We start from the raw sequence: 17521 nt of genomic DNA, 5'->3' as shown, positions 1-17521 counted from the left end.
TATTTCTTTTCTTAAAAATAGGAATATTGATATAGGTCTTACTTGAATCATTAATCAACAAGCAATTCTAAAATTGGAGGATATTCAATGTCTTGGAAAAAATGGATAGTTGCTCTGTCAACTGTTGTTTCCTCAACCCAGTTCACTCCCGCAAACGCAAGCGACTACTACAGCTGCGATACAGGAAGCGATTGCGGATTCAGTCTATGCGATTGCGATCCATGCGAAGGCTGGTCAATCTATGCCGACTATCTTTACTGGAGGCCTAGAAGATGCGATTTAGATTACGCTTTCACATATGTGGGTGCTGAGGGAGCTATAGGGGGGGATGTAAGAAAACTTGCAGGCATATGCCCTTCTTACGATTCAGGCTTCCGCATCGGTGTTTTGAAAGCATGCGGCGATCTTGATCTTGGCATCCATTACACATGGTTCCGCAGCAAAGACGGCAGCTCTATCAATAATGTCGATCAAGACTTTGCTATTGGTATAACCGGATCTTCAGGTGTCGTTTTTAGCGATATCGCAGGCGAAACTCCACCTCTAATTGAATTTGCAGCTTCGGATTACAAAGTTGAACTCAATCAAGTTGATGTCGAGTTAGGATACCATCTCGAATTATCCGACTGCCTTGCGACAAGACTCTTCTCCGGTTTCCGGTACGCCAACATCAAACAAACCAGGGACTCAATATACTCCAGCAGTATTGAAGATCCTCTTGGGGAAGATAGCGCTGCAGATGTTATTTTCCAAAAAGCAGACTTAGACTTTTATGGACTTTACATAGGAAACAAGGCCAGCTATAAAATCTGCGATTGCTTTGATTTCTTTGGAGGGCTTTCATTAGGAATCGGCGTCGGGGAGGCTTCTCAAGATTTTAGATACAGTGGAAAATCAGCTGGAGAGGGAAATGAATTCATTCAAGGTCCTCTAGTAAGCGGCTCTTGCTGGAAGTCTATCGCTGTGCTTGATCTAAATGTGGGCATCACTTTCCCGCTTTGCAATGTCTGCTGCACAGATCTGGCTTTCTCTGTAGGTTATGAGTTCCACCAGTGGTTTAACCTTGGCGGCTTCACAGACCTCTCCAAATCTGGCGACATCGGCCTTGTCTCTTCAAACTGCTGCGACCTTGGCTTTGACGGTCTGTTCGTAAGATTGTCTGCTGCGTTCTAAGCTGAATTTGATAGATACTTTAAAAAAAGAGGAACAAAATTTTGTTCCTCTTTTTTTGTCTTAAAGACAAAAAAATAAAAATCCAGTAGCATGTCAGGTCACTCTTACGAAGTATTGACTTGAAATGCATTTAAAATTCTCTATACTAATTCTTTTCTCCTTCATTCTCTTTAACTCATGTTCACGGCCATGCTGTGACTACAATGTCGTTGGTCCCGACGAATTTGTGATCGACTCCTACCGCATCCGTCAGGGAAAACTAGCTATACTGGAAATGACCGGAGAAGAGATCCCCCCGCTTCCTCACGATGCTTTGATTGAGTATCAAGATGTCATTGTCGAAGACGACGTGCTCAATATCGTCCTCTACCACCCTTTGCGAAAAGAGATTCAAAACGCATTCGACTTCATCAACCATGCTGTCGGAGGGTTTCGCGTTGTTAATGGCGAAGTAGATCTACCGGATATTGCTCCGGTTAAAGTAGAAGGATTGACTTTGCTAGAAGCACAACAGAAAATCCAACGGGAAATTCAACAGCAATATGCCGATGCGGAAGTCTTTATCTCATATCGGGACCGTCTGTCTCGCAAAGTGGACATCGCAGGAAACGCAGAAGTTCCGATCATGCCGGCAGATGGCAAAATACGCTTATACGAGATGTTGTCAAAAGCAAGAATCAACCCCAGAGCAAACCTTTTCATGAGCTATGTTTTAAGAGACGGAACCCCTCTTTCTGTTGATCTCTACAAACTCATGAACGAAGGGGATATGAGCCAAAACATCGTCATGAAAGGGGGAGATAAGATCTTCATTGCCAACCCGGATGATGCCGTCGTGATGGTGATGGGGGAGGTCAACCGCCCTTCAGCAATCGAAATTCCCTATGGATATATTAGCCTGCCTGAAGCCATTGTAAGGGCAGGAGGAATCCCTTTTACAGGAAATAGACGCTGCATTCAAATCATCAGAGGAGATCTCGCTTGTCCAAAAATCTACGTTATTTCATGGGAGCATATCATTCATCTGCCCAATCGAAGCATGCTGCTCATGCCTGGAGACACCATTTACGTATCGGAAAAACCGATCACTCAGTGGAACCGATTCATCAGCCAGTTGACTCCTTCACTTGTAGGAACGCGTGATATCTTTATGACTTATGAAATGTTTTAGATAAGAAAAAAGAGAGCCCCATGCCCCAAACGCAGCAACCTCAGGAAGATGCCATTCTTTTCAAAGACCTGTACTCCCTCTTAAAAAAGAAAAAACATTGGATCATTTTCACCATCTTATTAGGATCTCTTGCGATGAGCATTTTTGGGCTCACCCGCCCGGTGATGTTCCACTCAGAGGCCAGCTTCAAAGATAGAGGAAAAACAAAAGACTCTCTTGGCACTTCCAATCTTGCCTCCCTTCTAACATCAAGCTTTTCCAACCAGCAAAAAAGCGATGCAAAATCACTGATGATGTCTCGAAAATTACTGGAAAGGGTCGTTTACCAGCTTGGGCTGCAAGCATCTTTGCAGAAGTTTCCGAGCCAGGCCGGTCTTAAACAAAAGATCTTTGAAAATTTTACCACCGAATACTACTATCTGAGAAAAATTCAAAATTATCCGATTCCAGACCAACAATCTAAAATTTTCATTGAAAAGATAATCTACACCTCTCAAATTCCCAAATCTCTAACCATTATTTTTACAAAAGAACCTTTTTTTAAAGTGATCGATGTAGAAACCGGAGAGATTCTGGGTACCGGCGCTCCAAATCTCCCATTTGAAAATGCAGATTTTTCCTTTGTCGTCCGCATCAACGAAACGCCTGAAGAATCGGCTCCATACCTTTTACATCTGCTCCCTATGGATAACGTCGTAGAGAGCCTGCGCAACCGCTTATCGATCACTTCCGATCCTGATGACAGCTCTCTTTTGCAACTAGCATTCGATGATCCCAATCGCAGGCTCTCAGCTCAGTTTCTAAACGCATTGATGAGAGTGTATCAAGAATACCAAAGAGAAGAGCAAGACAGAATTTCCGCAGAGCAAATTTCCTATCTCAACCGTCGAGAAAAAGAGATGGTAGACAGCCTTGAACAGATCCTGACTACTTACGCTTCTCAGCTTTCCGATGATACCGACAGCGTTGGCTATATCGAATCTGAAAAAGGGATGGAGCTTCTAACAAAAGAGCTGCAAATGCTTAGGCAGCAATACATGCACGCTGAGCTAAACCTGCAAAGGTTTGAAGAATTTGATACCAATCACTGCATTTATCAAGCAAAAGAGCAGCCAGAATATTTCAATGAACTGGTTTCTAAAATTAAAGAACTTGACGCCCGTTCCGATCAAATTGAACTTGCTCTTCGAACCTCTCATTCCAAGACAGCCTCCGCTTGGCAAGAGAGTTTCTCTAAACACATTGAAGACCTGAATGAACTGCGTCATCGGACAGAAGACGCACAAATCGTGATAGCAAGCCTCAAAAGCGAAAAATATCCTCTGCCAGCAGTGCGCTTAATGGATCATCCTAACTATCTGGTCAACTCATGGAATGAAGAACTCAACAGGTGTTTAGAGAAACTTAAGAATGCCCATCCTTGGGAAGAAGACACCTTGAAAGAAGAGCTTACGCAATACCGCCTCCAATTCATCAATTATCTCAGTCATTTACTGCATTATCTCGAAGTCAGCCAAAAATCAATCAAGGAAAGGCTGGAGCATCAACAATTTCCGCAAACTGAATTCCAGGGGATCAACCTTGACACTGCTTCGGAACTTTATATCACTTATTCAAAACAACTTAGCGATTTAGAAAATCAAGCGTTGCAATATGAATACATGATCGATCAGCTCTATAAGCCAGGATTTGAGATCAGCTCATTCAGCTCCGCATTCCAAAACGACCCCGTTTCGTTGGATTTGACAAAAAAAGCCAGCCAATACGTGGTCGCCATTCAAGACGATTCCAATCATGGCACCAGGGAAAAAGAGAGAATTCAAGTTGAATTGGAAACATTAAAGAAATTTTATGCTCTCCACCTCAATCAAACCCTCGAATTGACTAATTTGAAACAACTGCAATTGAAAGCAAAAATTGAATCTTTGCAGAGCGCAGTTTTAGATCTGATCCAACAGCAAAAATCGATCCTGGTCAACCAATTAGCAGAAGCCGTTGCTGCACAGAAACAGCGCTTAAAGCAAGAAAAAAACTTAATCAGCCGGCAAACGGCTAAAATCCAAAAAGAGTTGAATCAATTACCTAAAAAATGGGCTTCAGAAAAACTCATCGAACATCAAATCGACATGAATGCCCGGATGGTAGAGGAGTTAACCAAACTGGTAGAGTCCAAAAATATCTCCTCTAACCTGGAGATTGCCCAATCAGCTCCTTTAGATCTGGCTACCCCTCCTGTTAAACCTCTTCGTCCTCATCTTTTACTGTATGCAATCTTAGGAGCTATCTTTGGGATGTGCATTTCCTGCGGCTTTTTATTCTTCAATGCATTTGTAAAAGGGTTTGCCGTTTCTCAAGATCATTTAGCAGGCGCAGGTGTGAATATTGGGGGAACAATTTCTCGTCTTCAAGAAACTGAAATGAATATTCTCTCTTCTCTGATAAAAAGCGAGAGGGGAAAGTTCGCTGTTATTGGAGATCTGCAGTTTTCTTTCTCCAGGCATTTGGCCAAGCGCCTGGCTCAACAAGGAAAAAAATTATTCGTCATCGAACTAGGGAAAGCAAAAAGAGAAAGTATCGAATCGCATTCAAGCTATGAAACACTGTTTATCGAAGAAAATGCATCGGAAGCATACAATCTCTCTCAAGTATTGAAAGATGCCGAAAGCAGTTACGATTACGTAATTTTAAGCGTTTCTGCTCGCCCTCTTTCGGCAACGTCTAGCATGGTATTAGACCTGGTGGAAACAGCTTATCTTCTTCTCAAAGAAGAAACCAATATCGAGCTTCAACCTTTGATACAAAAATCAAGCAAGCAGAATCTAGTTTTTATATTACCTTAAAACGCAAAACTCAAACCCGCAAAGAGTCCATGACTCCCCCACGTACGGTTTGAAGCTGAATCGGAATAGGCAACTTCGCCATCGACAGTCGATTCACCGGAAAATGTACGATGCTTCGGAATGTTGTACCATTCGTTGAATTCATACCCTACTCTCAGTGATAGGGTGCAGCCGCAAATTTCCGGCTCAATAGCAAATCCTGCGCCTAAACTATAGCCGGGAACAACATGACACTTGTTCTTTCCAGAAATATTGAGCTGCAGTTCCTCTGCCTCCGAGGAGAAAATCACAGATTGAAAGTTGTGAAATTTATTTTCACCAACGAGTAAAGAAGCATTAAATCTTCCAATAAAAGCGAGGCAGCTTCCTAGTTGGTATTTGTAATGAGAACCGAAGCGAAGTCCAACGCCCCAATATTGAGATTCCCAATCGACAGCTCCCGCATCACCTGCAAAAACCAAATCAGGATCGGAAAGATCTAATGCAAATTTCTGTTCAAGATAAATCCCTGCAGCTCCAAAGTAGGGGAGAAATACATGGTTTTTTCCGCAAAAGGCACTAGAGCCAAGAACAACTTCTCCTTCGTGATACTGATTTCTCCAATCGACAGCAATATCGGTAAAACCTGCTGATTCCTGAAAAAGGCCGTAGTGCATCACAGTCGTACCGATTGTATTGCCGAAGCTTTGCTGAATTGAATCATTCTTGCTGCCGGATAAATAGACATAGCCAAAATAGATCCCTAAAGATTCTTTTCCAGCAGGCTGGAAACCCAACCAAGCACGCACGCCAGGTTCATCATCCAAGCACAGCCTCTCATAAGAAAGATCGATGGAGGTCACATTGGCTTCAGTCGTCTCTGTACGGGTAAACGCCCAGTTAAATTCGTCAAGGCAAACTTTCCGATAGAGAAACTCGGCCCCAATCTCTATAGAGCATTGGCGATCGCATTCATAACTGCAAGAATCTACATAATTGCAACAACTAGGCCTGTATAAAGGTGTTTCTCGAAAACCAGGAGCATATGATTGGGAAGCGCAGCAATTACCTGCATCAACCCTGGACAAAAAGAAGCAACAACACACAAAAACCGATAAAAATAAAAAACACCTTTTCATCATTCAAACCTCTTCTTAAAAAAAGAACCGTATATAACGAATCAACTTTAAGAATCAAATCTTTTCTTATGGATTGATTGTTAATAAAAAATTTCTGATCACTTGAGGCATAATCCAGGTGCCGTTTTTGCTTCCGATGAATCCTGTTTCCAGTAGATAACCAAATTCCGAAGTTTCAGCAAGCAGATCAATTTCCAATGATTGGTGAGCGATTTCCACAAGGATAGACTGCACGTCAAAGGATTCATTGCCTGCAAATTCAGACCAGGCATATTCAATGTGATGCATCATCCCATCGCACAATTCATTAAAACTCATTTTGGATTCTTTTTGATCTGCCAGCGCAGCATAGGCGAAGGGAGAACCTTTAGTCAAAGCCTTGAATAGATCTTTTTCCTCCCTATTCAGCTCACTGTTGGATAGAAGTCTTTCCTCTTCTTCATCTGTCAGATATTCTTGAACAATGATATTGCTTGGGTGAAAAGAGAGCGCATCCGACAATATTTCCCAAAATTTAAATGCGGAGCGGCAATTTTGATGGGTCACCAGAACAACGGACTTTCCTTGCCGCAGAAGCGTTCGAGCCATATCAATCACTTCCATCACTGTTTCCAACTGATCCTCAGAATCCTCTAAAGCAGAAGCAAAATCAAATTGATCAATGACGATGCACTCTTCTTCACTCCAATCAGCGATCAAACGGCGCTTATTCTCTCTGATCCACTCTTTCTCCTTTTCTCCTTCTTGAATGCAAAACAACTGATGCAAATTGCACTTCACATACAGTGTGTCTGGAAGCGCCGCTTTCAGCTGCACATCCGTCCAACTTCCAAAAGAACCTTGAAAAACTGCAAATTGATGGACAGCAAGCTGGCTGCGAAGCTCAAGTGCCGCTCTTAAAGGGCAACTGCAAAACCCACGCAAGATGGAGACTGCTTTCTCAACATCAGGCCCCAAATTCTCAGGATCTTTTTCCACGCTGACAGAAGGAAACCATCTAGGCTGATAGATAAAAAAGTTGTCGATCCAAGTTGCTCGTTTATAAGTGTCGATATGCGTGGGATAAGGGACCCATAAATTTTGAAAAGGATGCTTTTCCAGCTCAAAATCTTCGGCGGCATCTTTTAAATCCTTAAGAAAAAAATCGGGAGAACGATTCATGTCTCCCATCACGATGTTGACAGCATTGGGATCGAAATTGATCAAGAGATCCTCTGCCCACTCTTTTCTCGCAGATCCTGAAGCAACCGGACCTCCGGGTACGTGGGATTGCATAAAGCGATAGATCTCTCCGGTTTTCTTTTCCTTAAGCGTCAACGTCAAATAAGTGTTGCGCGGGCAGATTTGAAAACAGCCAGAGACTAAGGAGATTTCATCAAATCGATCCGTATCATAGATAAAAATATCTCCATTCGCCAAATCATCTGGAAAAGCTGTGACAAAGGCCATCTTTTCCGGCAAACGGTTCCTGAGCTCTTCGTAAACTTCGTTGCCGACTTCCTGCAGCGCGATCAAAGAGCGTGGAAAAACCGCGTGATGCACCATACCAAGTACAAGGTCTATAACAGCCTCTTCTCTCATCGTCAATTTGGAGTGCGCATCCTCAGGAATATTAGCTGTCGTGATTAAACTTCCCTTCAACCCCTGATGATTCGCATGGATATGATAAAGATAGCGGGTATTCAACGTATTCCATAAAGCTAAATGGATATCGCCTACAGACAAACCCACAGGCAAATGATCGCTTGGAAATTGCCATTTTTCCCCTAATTCGCCAACATAATAATGGGCAGTGGAACCGTGTTCGATTGCACACAGTTCAATAGAAGTCAGCAAAATCAATAGGAAGAAATAGATTTTTTTCATGAAAACCGGAAAACCGCAGAGGCTCGCATTTTAGCGGTTTTCATCATTTCCTGACAATAGGGGATCAATACAAAATTCGTGTGCGTATAGAGCCTTCTAACTGTTGAATTTTTTCTTTTAATCGGCTGGATACAGCTTTTTCTATATCCAAAACAACATATCCGATCTCCATATTTGTCAGTAAATATTGACTTTGCACATTAATCCCCTCACCGGCAACTGCAGCATTGATCTCTCGGATCATGCCTGGAGCATTTTTGTGGATGTTAAGAATACGATGCGTTTTTTGATGCTTAGGCAGTGAAAGAGAAGGAAAATTCACAGCTCCTTCCGTGCTTCCCCAATCGCTGTACTGAACAAGCTTACGGCTAACTTCGCTACCAATTTGACTCTGCGCCTCTTCTGTCGACCCTCCAATATGAGGTGTGATAATCACTCGAGGATCTCCTCTCAAAGGGCTATTGAATTCCACTGCTTCCCCTTCCGGCTCTTTCGGAAAAACATCCAGTGCTGCTCCAGCAAGATGCCCTCGATCTAAAAACTGTTTAAGTGCATCGAGATCGACCGTCGTTCCCCTGCTGGCATTGATCAGGCACCCCCCTTTTTTCATTAATTCCATCCGCTCAGCATCCAACAAATTTTTGGTCTGAGCTGATTCAGGAACGTGAAGCGTGACAATATCAGATTTTTGTAAAAGCTCTTCTAAGCTTTGGGCTGGCCGAGCATTGCCAAGGGGAAGCTTGCCCACAATATCATAATAGATCACCTGCATCCCCATCGCCTCAGCCAGAACCGATACTTGGGATCCAATATGCCCATACCCTACAATCCCCATGATCTTCCCGCGTACTTCATGGCTTCCAAAAGCTGTCTTTTTCCATTTTCCTTCATGAGCCAGGTGATTTTTTTCAAAAATGCGGCGCATCAGCATGATCGTCCACCCAATCACAAGTTCTGCGACAGAGCGAGTGTTTGCATGAGGGGCATTGAACACAGGGATTCCCCGGCTTGCAGCATCGGTCAAAGCCACTTGGTTTGTTCCAATACAATAACATCCGATAGCAAAAAGTTTAGGGGCTTGCAGTAAAATTTCTAGATTTAACTGTGTTCTCGAACGGATTCCCAAGATAAAAGCCTCTTTTAAAACAGCCGCCAAATCCGGCCCTTCCAAGGCTTTGCCGATCAACTCAACATTTCGATAGCCACATTCATTAAAAAATTGAACAGAATTCGGATCGATTCCTTCAAGCAGTACGATTTTAATTTTGTCTTTATTCAAGGATAGCATCAATCATCTCTTTTAATTTTTTCGTGTTATTTGCTTTTTTTACATCCAGTTTTGCAATTTCTGTGCATTCGATATGTTCTGTATACAACACGAACTCATCTGCAATTCCCTCATTGAAAAGTTGATAATCAGACACAGAATCTCCGACGACAATGCATGGTCTGCTCCACAAAAAAGAAACTGCCGCCGCTGCCGCCGATTTTGACCTGCTTAAAGGATCGTTAGGATCGATCCCTAAAAATTCACCCTGATTTCCCCAAAGAAGCCTCACACCCATCACACACTCTTCATTGATCCCTAAGTGTTTACAAGCCGGAACTAGAGACTCGTACAACCCTCCGCTGATGACCCAGATATCCACGCCGTCTTTTTTGTACTTACTGATCAATTCAGGGATTCCTGAAGTGATCATTTTCAAAGCTTTTTGGCCAAATGCTGCAACAGCTTTCCTATTTGGAGCAGCAAGTTTCAACCTTTCGGTCAACGATTCGGAAAAAGGAATGATTCCTTTCAGCCCTTTCAACGTGATTTCATGAATCTGTTTTTTGACTTCCGGCTTGCCTTTCAGCTGCTCTTCGAGAATCCATTCTAAGCTTTCGCATTGCACAAGCGTCGAGTCAAAATCAAAAACGATGGTTGCCATGCGGGACTATTTAACTGTGTCATCAGGCACTGAATCCTCTTGGAGCGGATGGTCGTGCATGTAGAAATTGCGTTGTTTATCGGCATTCTGTGGAGCGGTTTCTTCGTAATACTTAATTTCTCTTTCTGGGATTTCGCCATAAGCTTTTTTTTGTTCTTCCAGATTTTGAATCTGATCGGGAGCCAACTCCGCTGTCAAAAAATTGAACGGTATTAACATTGTAAATAAAAAGAGCTTGTCTTTCATGACCTCCTCCTTTTTTCTCAATTATAACAAATTTTATCTATTCGGTGCCAAATGGGAAATCCATTGGCAGATTTCAGGCAATTCTTTCCGGTGATCAAACTCATGAATTTTCGGGTATTCCCGATAATCGATATGCAAGCCTGCATTTTTAAGCTTTTCGACCTGATCACGCATAACAATGACAGACAGATGATAATCTTTGGAGCCGTGGGTCACAAGCCAACGCCCTTTTTCCGCTATGTGCGCTCTTTTTTGATGGAGCAGAGCCGGCAGGTCTTCAATCCGTCCGCTGATCGCAATATATCCAGCGAATAGATGAGCATAACGAAGGCCAAATTCAAAGACCAATGCAGCCCCTTGTGAAAACCCCATCAGAAAAATCTTCGAAGCAGGGAACCCGGCACTCATTAACTGATCAAAAACAACGGCAAGATACTCCAGAGCCCTCTGCCTGCTTTCAGCAGAATCTCCATACCAACGAAAATTGGCGTATTCACGTATTGGGCCATTGAGAAAAAGATAATTCAGCTGAGGAAGATTGAAAATAGCTTCTAAACCGCGATAATTTTCTGAAGATCCTCCACTGCCATGCAAGGCAACCAAAACCCATTTAGAATCTTTTTTAGTCGAAGGAATCCAAATTCCTCCATTAGGCACTTTTTTGACATCAAACATTTTCTCAACTCGAATATTTCATAGAATTTCGAGATAAATTGAGCAAGTTTTTTTATTCGGGCAGGTCCCCCTCGCCACGGGGATCCATTTCATAAGCAACAGGCGTTGCTGTAGGCAGCGGAATAAAATCATTTTGCTCTTCGAGAGGAACAATAGGCCTTTGAATTGTTGAGATCATTCCGACCATGAATAAGCCTCCAAGTAAAACGGCAAAATAGAGGAAAATAGAGCTAATTCCCATTTCAGCAACTAAAAATGCCGATGTTGTCGGTCCTCCAACAGAACCCAAGCCAAAAGCAATCAGAAGCAGAGACAAAGCGGTGGTGATGTCCGATTGGTCGAGATGGTCGCATACCTGGGTCACACTCAAAGGATAGAGGGTAAAAATAAATCCTCCCAGGAAAAAAAAGAGAAGAAGAGTATTGTACATGTTAAATGTACTGCTGATGAGAGCTAAAAGGGAAAGCGCTAAAGTGATAGCAATAACCGTTAGAATCGTACGCCGCCTCTCAAAATAATCGGAGAGTTTCCCGATGGGCCACTGCAGAAGAACTCCTCCTGCAATTGTGACGGACATCAAGTCTGCGCTGGGAATACGAATCGACTCGGAATAGATCGGAAAAAAACTGTAGATCGTACTCATGATCAATCCCGCAGCAAAGCATCCTGCAACACCGAACGGAGAACTTTTGGCGATTTTCAAAAAGCTCACAGATTCCAACTCTGTCGGAATCGTCACGCGGTTGGTCGATAGCCCGACAGGAATCACACTCAAAGAGGTAAAGACCGCTGAAATCAGAAAAGGAGTGTAGCTATAGATATCAACGAACGACAAAACTTGTTGGCTCAGAGATTGTGCGCTAGTCAGGCAAATCATGTAGACAGATAAGATAACACCTCGAGTTTTTAGACTACTCTCTTCCAGCATCCAGCTCTCGATTACAATATAGAGAGCTGCCATGGAAAGGCCGGATAAAAAGCGCAAAAGCATCCAAGCAGCAAAATTTTGGTAAAGAGCCATGGAAAGAGTAATTGAAGTTGCCAAACTTCCGAACACTGCCAATGCCTGAATGTGTCCAACCCGCTTGATTAACCTTTCCATTTGGAAAGCTCCAATGAGCATCCCGCAAAAATACGCAGATTGCACATAGCCGATTTCATGCTTGCCATATCCCTTGCCGTAGAGAAACACACTAATAAAAGTGGTGAAAAACGCGCTTCCGAAGATCATGAAGACGACTGAAGCAAGAGGGGAAGAAAATCGGTAAATGAGGTGAATCAACCCTATCGGTTTTTCTTGCTCCATCAAGACATCTTTCTTTATCATTTCTTTAGGGATGTTTTATTTATACCGAACCAATTCTGAACCCATCTTAAAATTTTGCGATGGGCCTCCGGTGAAAAGACAATTCCACTATGTCCACACCCTTTGATTGTCAATTCTCTTCGTTTGTTCCCAAAAAGATGCGCAGATCTCTTCGGTACAAGAGCATCATTTTCCCCCCATAAAGAGAATAACCGCGTTTTATAGGGAGCATCAATGATCGCCTCATAATTTCTTTCTATTTCAGGCCTGACATCTTCGCAAAACCAGGAAAAAGAAGATTCATTGTATTTCAGCCGTCCTCCCATTGCAACAATAAATGAAATCTCTGAATCCGTTGAGGAATTCCATCTTCTCCAAACATACTTTAAGCTAACCAAAGCTCCTAGAGAATGCCCAATCAATCCAAATTTAACTTCCGCATACCCTTGATTGAGATAAGCTCTTCGAAGTTGATAAATTTTATCTTCCAAAGGCTTGGTCGGAACAGGCTCTTCAGATGTCTGAATCAAGTCTACTGTATAAATATTTTTAAATCCTGCATCTTTCAAAGTATTCGCCAGGGGAATAAAACAGGACCTATGCCCACCTATTCCGTGCAAAAGAAGCAATATTCTGGCAATTTGACCAGGATGGGATGCTTTCTTTATTTCAGTTGGATTCAGATGATTGGCAAAAGGATTTAAAGTGTAGTAGAAACGGTACCAAATATGCTTTAGGCAAGCGCCTAATTCCTTGAATATTAATTCGTAAAGAAAATCCCCCCATTTCTTATGTTGAGAGGCCTGCGCCTCGCAGTTTACCTCTATATTCTGTAAATAAGATAGATCTTTAATTGCATACATAAAATCAAATTCTTCCGTTTCTTCATTTTATTATAAAATAAATTTTAATTTTTTAGTAAGCGTCAAATAACCCCATCTATCTTCTTTTTTTGGGTTGTGGTTAAAATTTTGATTAACTTCAAATAATAGGAGACCGCATGCTAGCAATTACCGGCCATTCTCGTTTTTTTCTCTTTCAGCATCCCGTTGACATGCGAAAAGGGTTGGAAGGATTAGCTGCTCTTGCTGAAGAGCAGTGTTCAGGGCAATTGACAAAAGGCGACTATTTTATTTTTGTGAGTAAAGGGCGAAGAATAGTGAAAATCCTTTATTGGGATAATGACGGATTTGCCGTGTGGTGGAAACAGCTGGCACAAGGAAGATTTTGGCTGCCAAGAACGAGATATTTTCAAATGTTGTGTTTGGAATCCTTAAACGCACCCTAATTTAAAAATTCTTTTAAGCTACTTTTTCTTTTTCCAGAACCTCTTCTCCATCTTTAAAAAGACCACTCCGTTGATTACTTTTTCAATCATTTCACAACCCTTGAGTTTTCTCCATTTTTTCTCGGCTGTAGTAGCCAGCTTGAATACCATTGTCAAAGTGGCAGCCACTGAACCGCAGCCTTTGGTTTGCCTTGTCCGGTGTCTTATTGTTGCAAAAGTCGATTCAATCGGGTTAGTTGTCCTGACGTGCTGCCAATGGATCGCCGGAAAATTGTAGAAGGTAAACAGTTGCGCCTTATCCTTCTCAAGACAAGCACAGGCTTTGGGGTATTTGTCTCGGTATGTTTTTAAAAACACCTCAAACGCCGCCAGTCCATCTTCTTTGGTAGGGGCCATATAAATTTCATGAATGGCCTTTTTCGCATTCACTTGAATACTTTTGGGCATTTTATCGAGCACATTGGCCGTTTTATGCACCCAACACCGCTGCTGCTTTGTCTTCGGCCGACCAAAATCCAAGCGCACCATCTCCTATCGCAAGCTCAGGAGCTGTACACAGCCCGCGCCGCTTCAAACTCTCCAATACCTCTGTCCAGGAAATTTTGCTCTCTCTATAACCATTGTGGATCGCCACAAGTTCCTTTTTACCATTAGGAAGAGCGCCAAGAATCACGAGAAAGCAAATTCGGTCATCTCCAAGACGAACATTGAAATAGATCCCATCTACCCAGATGTAAGCGTAGCGCTTTCCTTCAAGAGAGCGCTTGTTCCAGTCTTTGTATTCCTGCTCCCAAGATTGTTTTAAACGAGTGATGTTAGCTGCGGATAATCCTTTCGCATCCTTGCCCATGATCGCTTCAAGTGCATCCTGGAAATTGCTTGTAGAAATCCCCCTGAGGTAAAGAGCTGGAATCACCGCATCAAGAGATGGCACCCTCCTTAGATATTTCGGAAGAATTGCGCTTGAGTACCCTTCAGAGCTCTCTTCTCTGTTTCGAATTCTAGGTTGCTTCACTGATATCGGTCCGATTCCTGTTTGTACTTCTCTTTCAGGGAGGTAGCCGTTGCGGACAAATTGTTTTCTTCCCTCGAAATCCCTCCTGCCTTTCATCGATTCCAGGTATTCATTGACTTCATTTTCAATAGCCTGTTGAAGCAACAGGCGAGCTCCTTCCCTCAAAGTTTGTTCCAGCAAGCTGTTCATTTCACTTGTTGCGTGAAATTTATCCAAAGAAATGACATCATTCTTCATGAGCGTATCTCCTATAAATTTTTTTGATTCTAAAATTTCATAGGGTACGCTCTTTTTATCTCAAACACAACTTTTGATCATATCTCTGCGTGGGCAAGATTAGATAATAATGTAGCAGAGCGGGCGGTACGTCCCTTAGCTATTGGCAGGAAAAATTGGTTATTTGTGGGAAATAAAAAAGGTGGGGAAGCGGCTGGTGTCGTATTGAGTTTAGTCCAGACATGCCGTGCGATGGGGATTAATCCAAGGGAATATATTGAAGATGTCATGCGTCGCCTGATGTCTCATAATGCACAGAAACTCCAAGAGCTTCTTCCTGATTTTTGGCTTAAGGCAAAAGAATGCCCGGCCGCCTAATGGAGGAGGCATGTGGGTAAATTTGACGCTTACTGATAAAAAGGTTTGCCTGGAAAGGGAATCGAACCCCCGACCTCCGCATTACGAATGCGCTGCTCTACCAACTGAGCTATCCAGGCACCTGGAATCGGACATTATAACCAAATACCCTAATTTTTAACCAATCCCACCCCTTAAAAAATGATTCAATAATGCAATTACAAATAACACCACGAAAACAACAAACAGCACCTTAGCTATCGTAGTAGAAGCTGCGGCGACACCACCAAAACCGAAAAATCCGGCAACAATCGCAACTAACAGAAAGATTAAAGCCCAATATAGCATAAAAACTCCTTTGCTTCCACGGAACCACCCGTATTCAAGTTAATCTCCACAATAATACCAATAAACCACACAGCGAATAAAATTCGACGATAAATTCTAAATAACTGTGCTAACCTGTATCTCCTGAAACGGATCTATTCCCAAAGAAAAATATCCTTTAGCAGCCTCTTTTACCTTTTTAATAATCCCCGAATAAACCCCTTCACCGTCAACCAATGCATAATTTCCAACATTAAAACGGGAAAATACCGAAGCAATCTCCAATTGATGAATTGCATCCTCCATTGAAATCCCTCCATAATCACCTTTGCCATAAAAAGAAAGAGACAACGGAGCAAAATTTACATCCGCAACACTTGGACTTGATTCTGATGACAGATACTGGCTACGATGAATCCAGGAATGCCAAATCGTGACATGATGAATAAAATCGACAACAAAATGTTCGATAAACTCCCTGTCTCCAGGAAGCGGCACATGCTCATCAGCTGCAACAAGCCGAAAACTACGCACTCCTTCGTCTGTTGAACGATAGGTCACTCGAGGAGGAAGCTGTTCATCTCGACAATCTCCAAGCTCACTGGAATCACGCCACTTGAACTTTGCAGAATTTTCTTCGCCCCAAGGACGATAAGAAGGAGAATTCTTGAACATTCTTCTGAAAAATCCATGCACAGGCGCCCAGTCTTTAACCATTTGATCCCAATTTTCGTCAAAATACTCCTTTACAGCCGACTTAAGCACTTCAAAATGATGTTTCTGAACTTTGGCAAAGGTATGGTTGTCATTAATAGGAGAGCGAGGCTTAAAACTAAAGGGATCCAATGACGCCAACGCATCAGAAATTAATGAAGCAATCCCATTTACACTCAATGCCGAGACATTTAATACACCATCTTCCTCGAAAATGATCGGGCCTCCAATCTCCTTGCTGATCTTTCTTATAAAATGACAGTGGGGAAGAAGCAAACTGCCTAATGGATGGCCCGGCAAGTAATCAAATGCAGCAATGGCTGCATTAGCTCCGTAAATATGGCCGATTCCTAAATGAAACACAGTCTGTCCAAAAACATGGAATGCACAATTGGCAATACGCAATCCCTCTTCAAAATTCTCTTGATCGGGAGAATACGTTTGTATAGGGGTATAGTCTTCAGGCCTCGAAGAAGGTTCGAGCGTTTCTCTAAACCGCACTTCTATCCGGTCCATCACAGGATCGCTTTCAACGCTCTTTTTAAACCATACCTTAATATCTGCTAAAGCTTGAAGTTTGTCAAATTCATAACGGCTCCAATCCACTTCAGCAACATAATGCTCCTCTTCCTCCTTCAAATAGATCGGACAAATGCCGTTAGTGATCATCTTCCAAGTATTTTCAGAAGTCAACTCCGTAGAAGAGAAGCCGAAAGCTTTTATCACATCATCAATGTCATGCGTATCAAAAAAATCCATTTTTTCTTTAATCTTCTCCAAAAATGCTGTCACTTGAGAAGCAACAGAGGCTGTTGCAATATTTACTTTATACCTTAAAGGAACCTGTTCCTTTTTATAAGGCCGCTCCAAATGCACTTCGCCAAGATCTTTTTTCAGTTTATCCAATACAAAAGTCTCGACAGTCTGCGCAACTTCCGTACGACCTTTGTAAAAAGAAAAATGACGACATAAAACTTCATCTTTTCTTAATTTTTCATGCCTGTGGACAGGGTTGTCCTCCCTGCACAAGCGGAAGATCAACGTGATTTTTTGTTGAAGAGCCGCCGGATACCTGATTTCTACATAAAACCTTCCATCTTTTCCCGTTTTTCCATGACCCAGATAAACATTTTCCTCATTATAGACATGAAAATGCTGCTTAATAGCTCGATCGCTATCATAGTGAAAGAGTATTCCTTCCACTGAGTAGCTTGTTACGTTTGTGGAAACTGTATTCATTTAACTCTCCCTTGAATTCGCAAAAAGTCTATCTTTAGA

At 42.4% G+C, this 17521-nt stretch carries 15 protein-coding genes, 1 tRNA gene and 1 pseudogene; 5 read left to right on the top strand and 12 right to left on the bottom strand.

Translation table 11 applies throughout. The annotated features are described in order from the left end of the window. Window positions 1-87 precede the first annotated feature (87 nt). The 3 genes from WCW_RS00285 to WCW_RS00275 all read left to right on the top strand — a co-directional run bounded on the left by WCW_RS00285 (window position 88) and on the right by WCW_RS00275 (window position 5184). Window positions 88-1173: an Lpg1974 family pore-forming outer membrane protein gene (locus WCW_RS00285; RefSeq protein ID WP_013181167.1), complete on the top strand. Its 1086-nt coding sequence runs from the start codon at window positions 88-90 to the stop codon at window positions 1171-1173. A 124-nt stretch (window positions 1174-1297) separates the two neighbouring features. Next, window positions 1298-2344: a polysaccharide biosynthesis/export family protein gene (locus WCW_RS00280; protein ID WP_013181165.1), complete on the top strand. Its 1047-nt coding sequence runs from the start codon at window positions 1298-1300 to the stop codon at window positions 2342-2344. Between the two features lie 20 nt (window positions 2345-2364). Then, window positions 2365-5184: a wzc Tyrosine-protein kinase gene (locus WCW_RS00275; RefSeq protein WP_013181164.1), complete on the top strand. Its 2820-nt coding sequence runs from the start codon at window positions 2365-2367 to the stop codon at window positions 5182-5184. Here WCW_RS00275 and WCW_RS00270 read toward each other — a convergent pair. The 8 genes from WCW_RS00270 to WCW_RS00235 all read right to left on the bottom strand — a co-directional run bounded on the left by WCW_RS00270 (window position 5181) and on the right by WCW_RS00235 (window position 13189). Continuing rightward, entirely contained in the window at window positions 5181-6305 is a 1125-nt protein-coding gene (locus WCW_RS00270) for an Lpg1974 family pore-forming outer membrane protein (protein ID WP_013181163.1), read from the bottom strand. The two genes, WCW_RS00275 and WCW_RS00270, sit on opposite strands and share 4 nt — an antisense overlap. 63 nt (window positions 6306-6368) lie before the next feature. Continuing rightward, entirely contained in the window at window positions 6369-8168 is a 1800-nt protein-coding gene (locus WCW_RS00265) for an exonuclease/endonuclease/phosphatase family protein (protein WP_013181162.1), read from the bottom strand. A gap of 64 nt (window positions 8169-8232) precedes the next feature. Continuing rightward, window positions 8233-9456, bottom strand: coding sequence for a phosphoglycerate dehydrogenase (gene serA, locus WCW_RS00260; protein ID WP_013181161.1), 1224 nt, complete (start codon window positions 9454-9456; stop codon window positions 8233-8235). Next, window positions 9440-10099, bottom strand: a complete 660-nt coding sequence (locus tag WCW_RS00255) for an HAD-IB family phosphatase (protein WP_013181160.1) — start codon at window positions 10097-10099, stop codon at window positions 9440-9442. Before WCW_RS00255 ends, serA begins: the two co-directional genes overlap by 17 nt. 6 nt (window positions 10100-10105) lie before the next feature. Continuing rightward, window positions 10106-10345: a hypothetical protein gene (locus WCW_RS00250; protein ID WP_041941428.1), complete on the bottom strand. Its 240-nt coding sequence runs from the start codon at window positions 10343-10345 to the stop codon at window positions 10106-10108. Between the two features lie 33 nt (window positions 10346-10378). Then, window positions 10379-11020, bottom strand: coding sequence for an alpha/beta hydrolase (locus WCW_RS00245; protein WP_013181158.1), 642 nt, complete (start codon window positions 11018-11020; stop codon window positions 10379-10381). A gap of 52 nt (window positions 11021-11072) precedes the next feature. Next, entirely contained in the window at window positions 11073-12326 is a 1254-nt protein-coding gene (locus tag WCW_RS00240) for an MFS transporter (RefSeq protein ID WP_227738816.1), read from the bottom strand. A 17-nt stretch (window positions 12327-12343) separates the two neighbouring features. Next, the gene (locus WCW_RS00235) at window positions 12344-13189 is read right to left on the bottom strand and encodes an alpha/beta hydrolase (RefSeq protein WP_013181156.1); all 846 of its coding nucleotides are present in this window, start codon (window positions 13187-13189) and stop codon (window positions 12344-12346) included. 137 nt (window positions 13190-13326) lie between these two features. Here WCW_RS00235 and tnpB point away from each other — a divergent pair, with 137 nt between their 5' ends. Further along, window positions 13327-13614: an IS66 family insertion sequence element accessory protein TnpB gene (gene tnpB / locus WCW_RS00230; RefSeq protein WP_013181155.1), complete on the top strand. Its 288-nt coding sequence runs from the start codon at window positions 13327-13329 to the stop codon at window positions 13612-13614. 13 nt (window positions 13615-13627) lie between these two features. Here tnpB and WCW_RS00225 read toward each other — a convergent pair. After that, window positions 13628-14866: pseudogene (locus WCW_RS00225) on the bottom strand (IS256 family transposase). Between the two features lie 39 nt (window positions 14867-14905). On the opposite strand from WCW_RS00225, the gene WCW_RS00220 reads away from it, so the two are divergent. Then, window positions 14906-15223 carry a transposase domain-containing protein gene (locus WCW_RS00220; protein WP_306345490.1) on the top strand — a complete coding sequence of 106 codons (318 nt, stop codon included), beginning with the start codon at window positions 14906-14908 and terminating at the stop codon, window positions 15221-15223. A 46-nt stretch (window positions 15224-15269) separates the two neighbouring features. Here WCW_RS00220 and WCW_RS00215 read toward each other — a convergent pair. The 3 genes from WCW_RS00215 to WCW_RS00205 form a co-directional block, all read right to left on the bottom strand. Next, window positions 15270-15342 (bottom strand) — tRNA-Thr (locus WCW_RS00215). Window positions 15343-15379: 37 nt separating this feature from the next. Continuing rightward, window positions 15380-15550 (bottom strand): DUF1328 domain-containing protein, encoded by a 171-nt coding sequence (locus tag WCW_RS09855; RefSeq protein ID WP_041941426.1) that lies wholly within the window; start codon window positions 15548-15550, stop codon window positions 15380-15382. A 96-nt stretch (window positions 15551-15646) separates the two neighbouring features. After that, window positions 15647-17482 (bottom strand): hypothetical protein, encoded by a 1836-nt coding sequence (locus WCW_RS00205; protein WP_013181151.1) that lies wholly within the window; start codon window positions 17480-17482, stop codon window positions 15647-15649. Window positions 17483-17521: the final 39 nt, after the last annotated feature.

It is taken from the genome of Waddlia chondrophila WSU 86-1044, from assembly GCF_000092785.1.
Lineage (GTDB): Bacteria > Chlamydiota > Chlamydiia > Chlamydiales > Waddliaceae > Waddlia > Waddlia chondrophila.
Note: the sequence above shows the minus strand (reverse complement) of the source record. Positions and strands in the feature narration are given on the sequence as shown.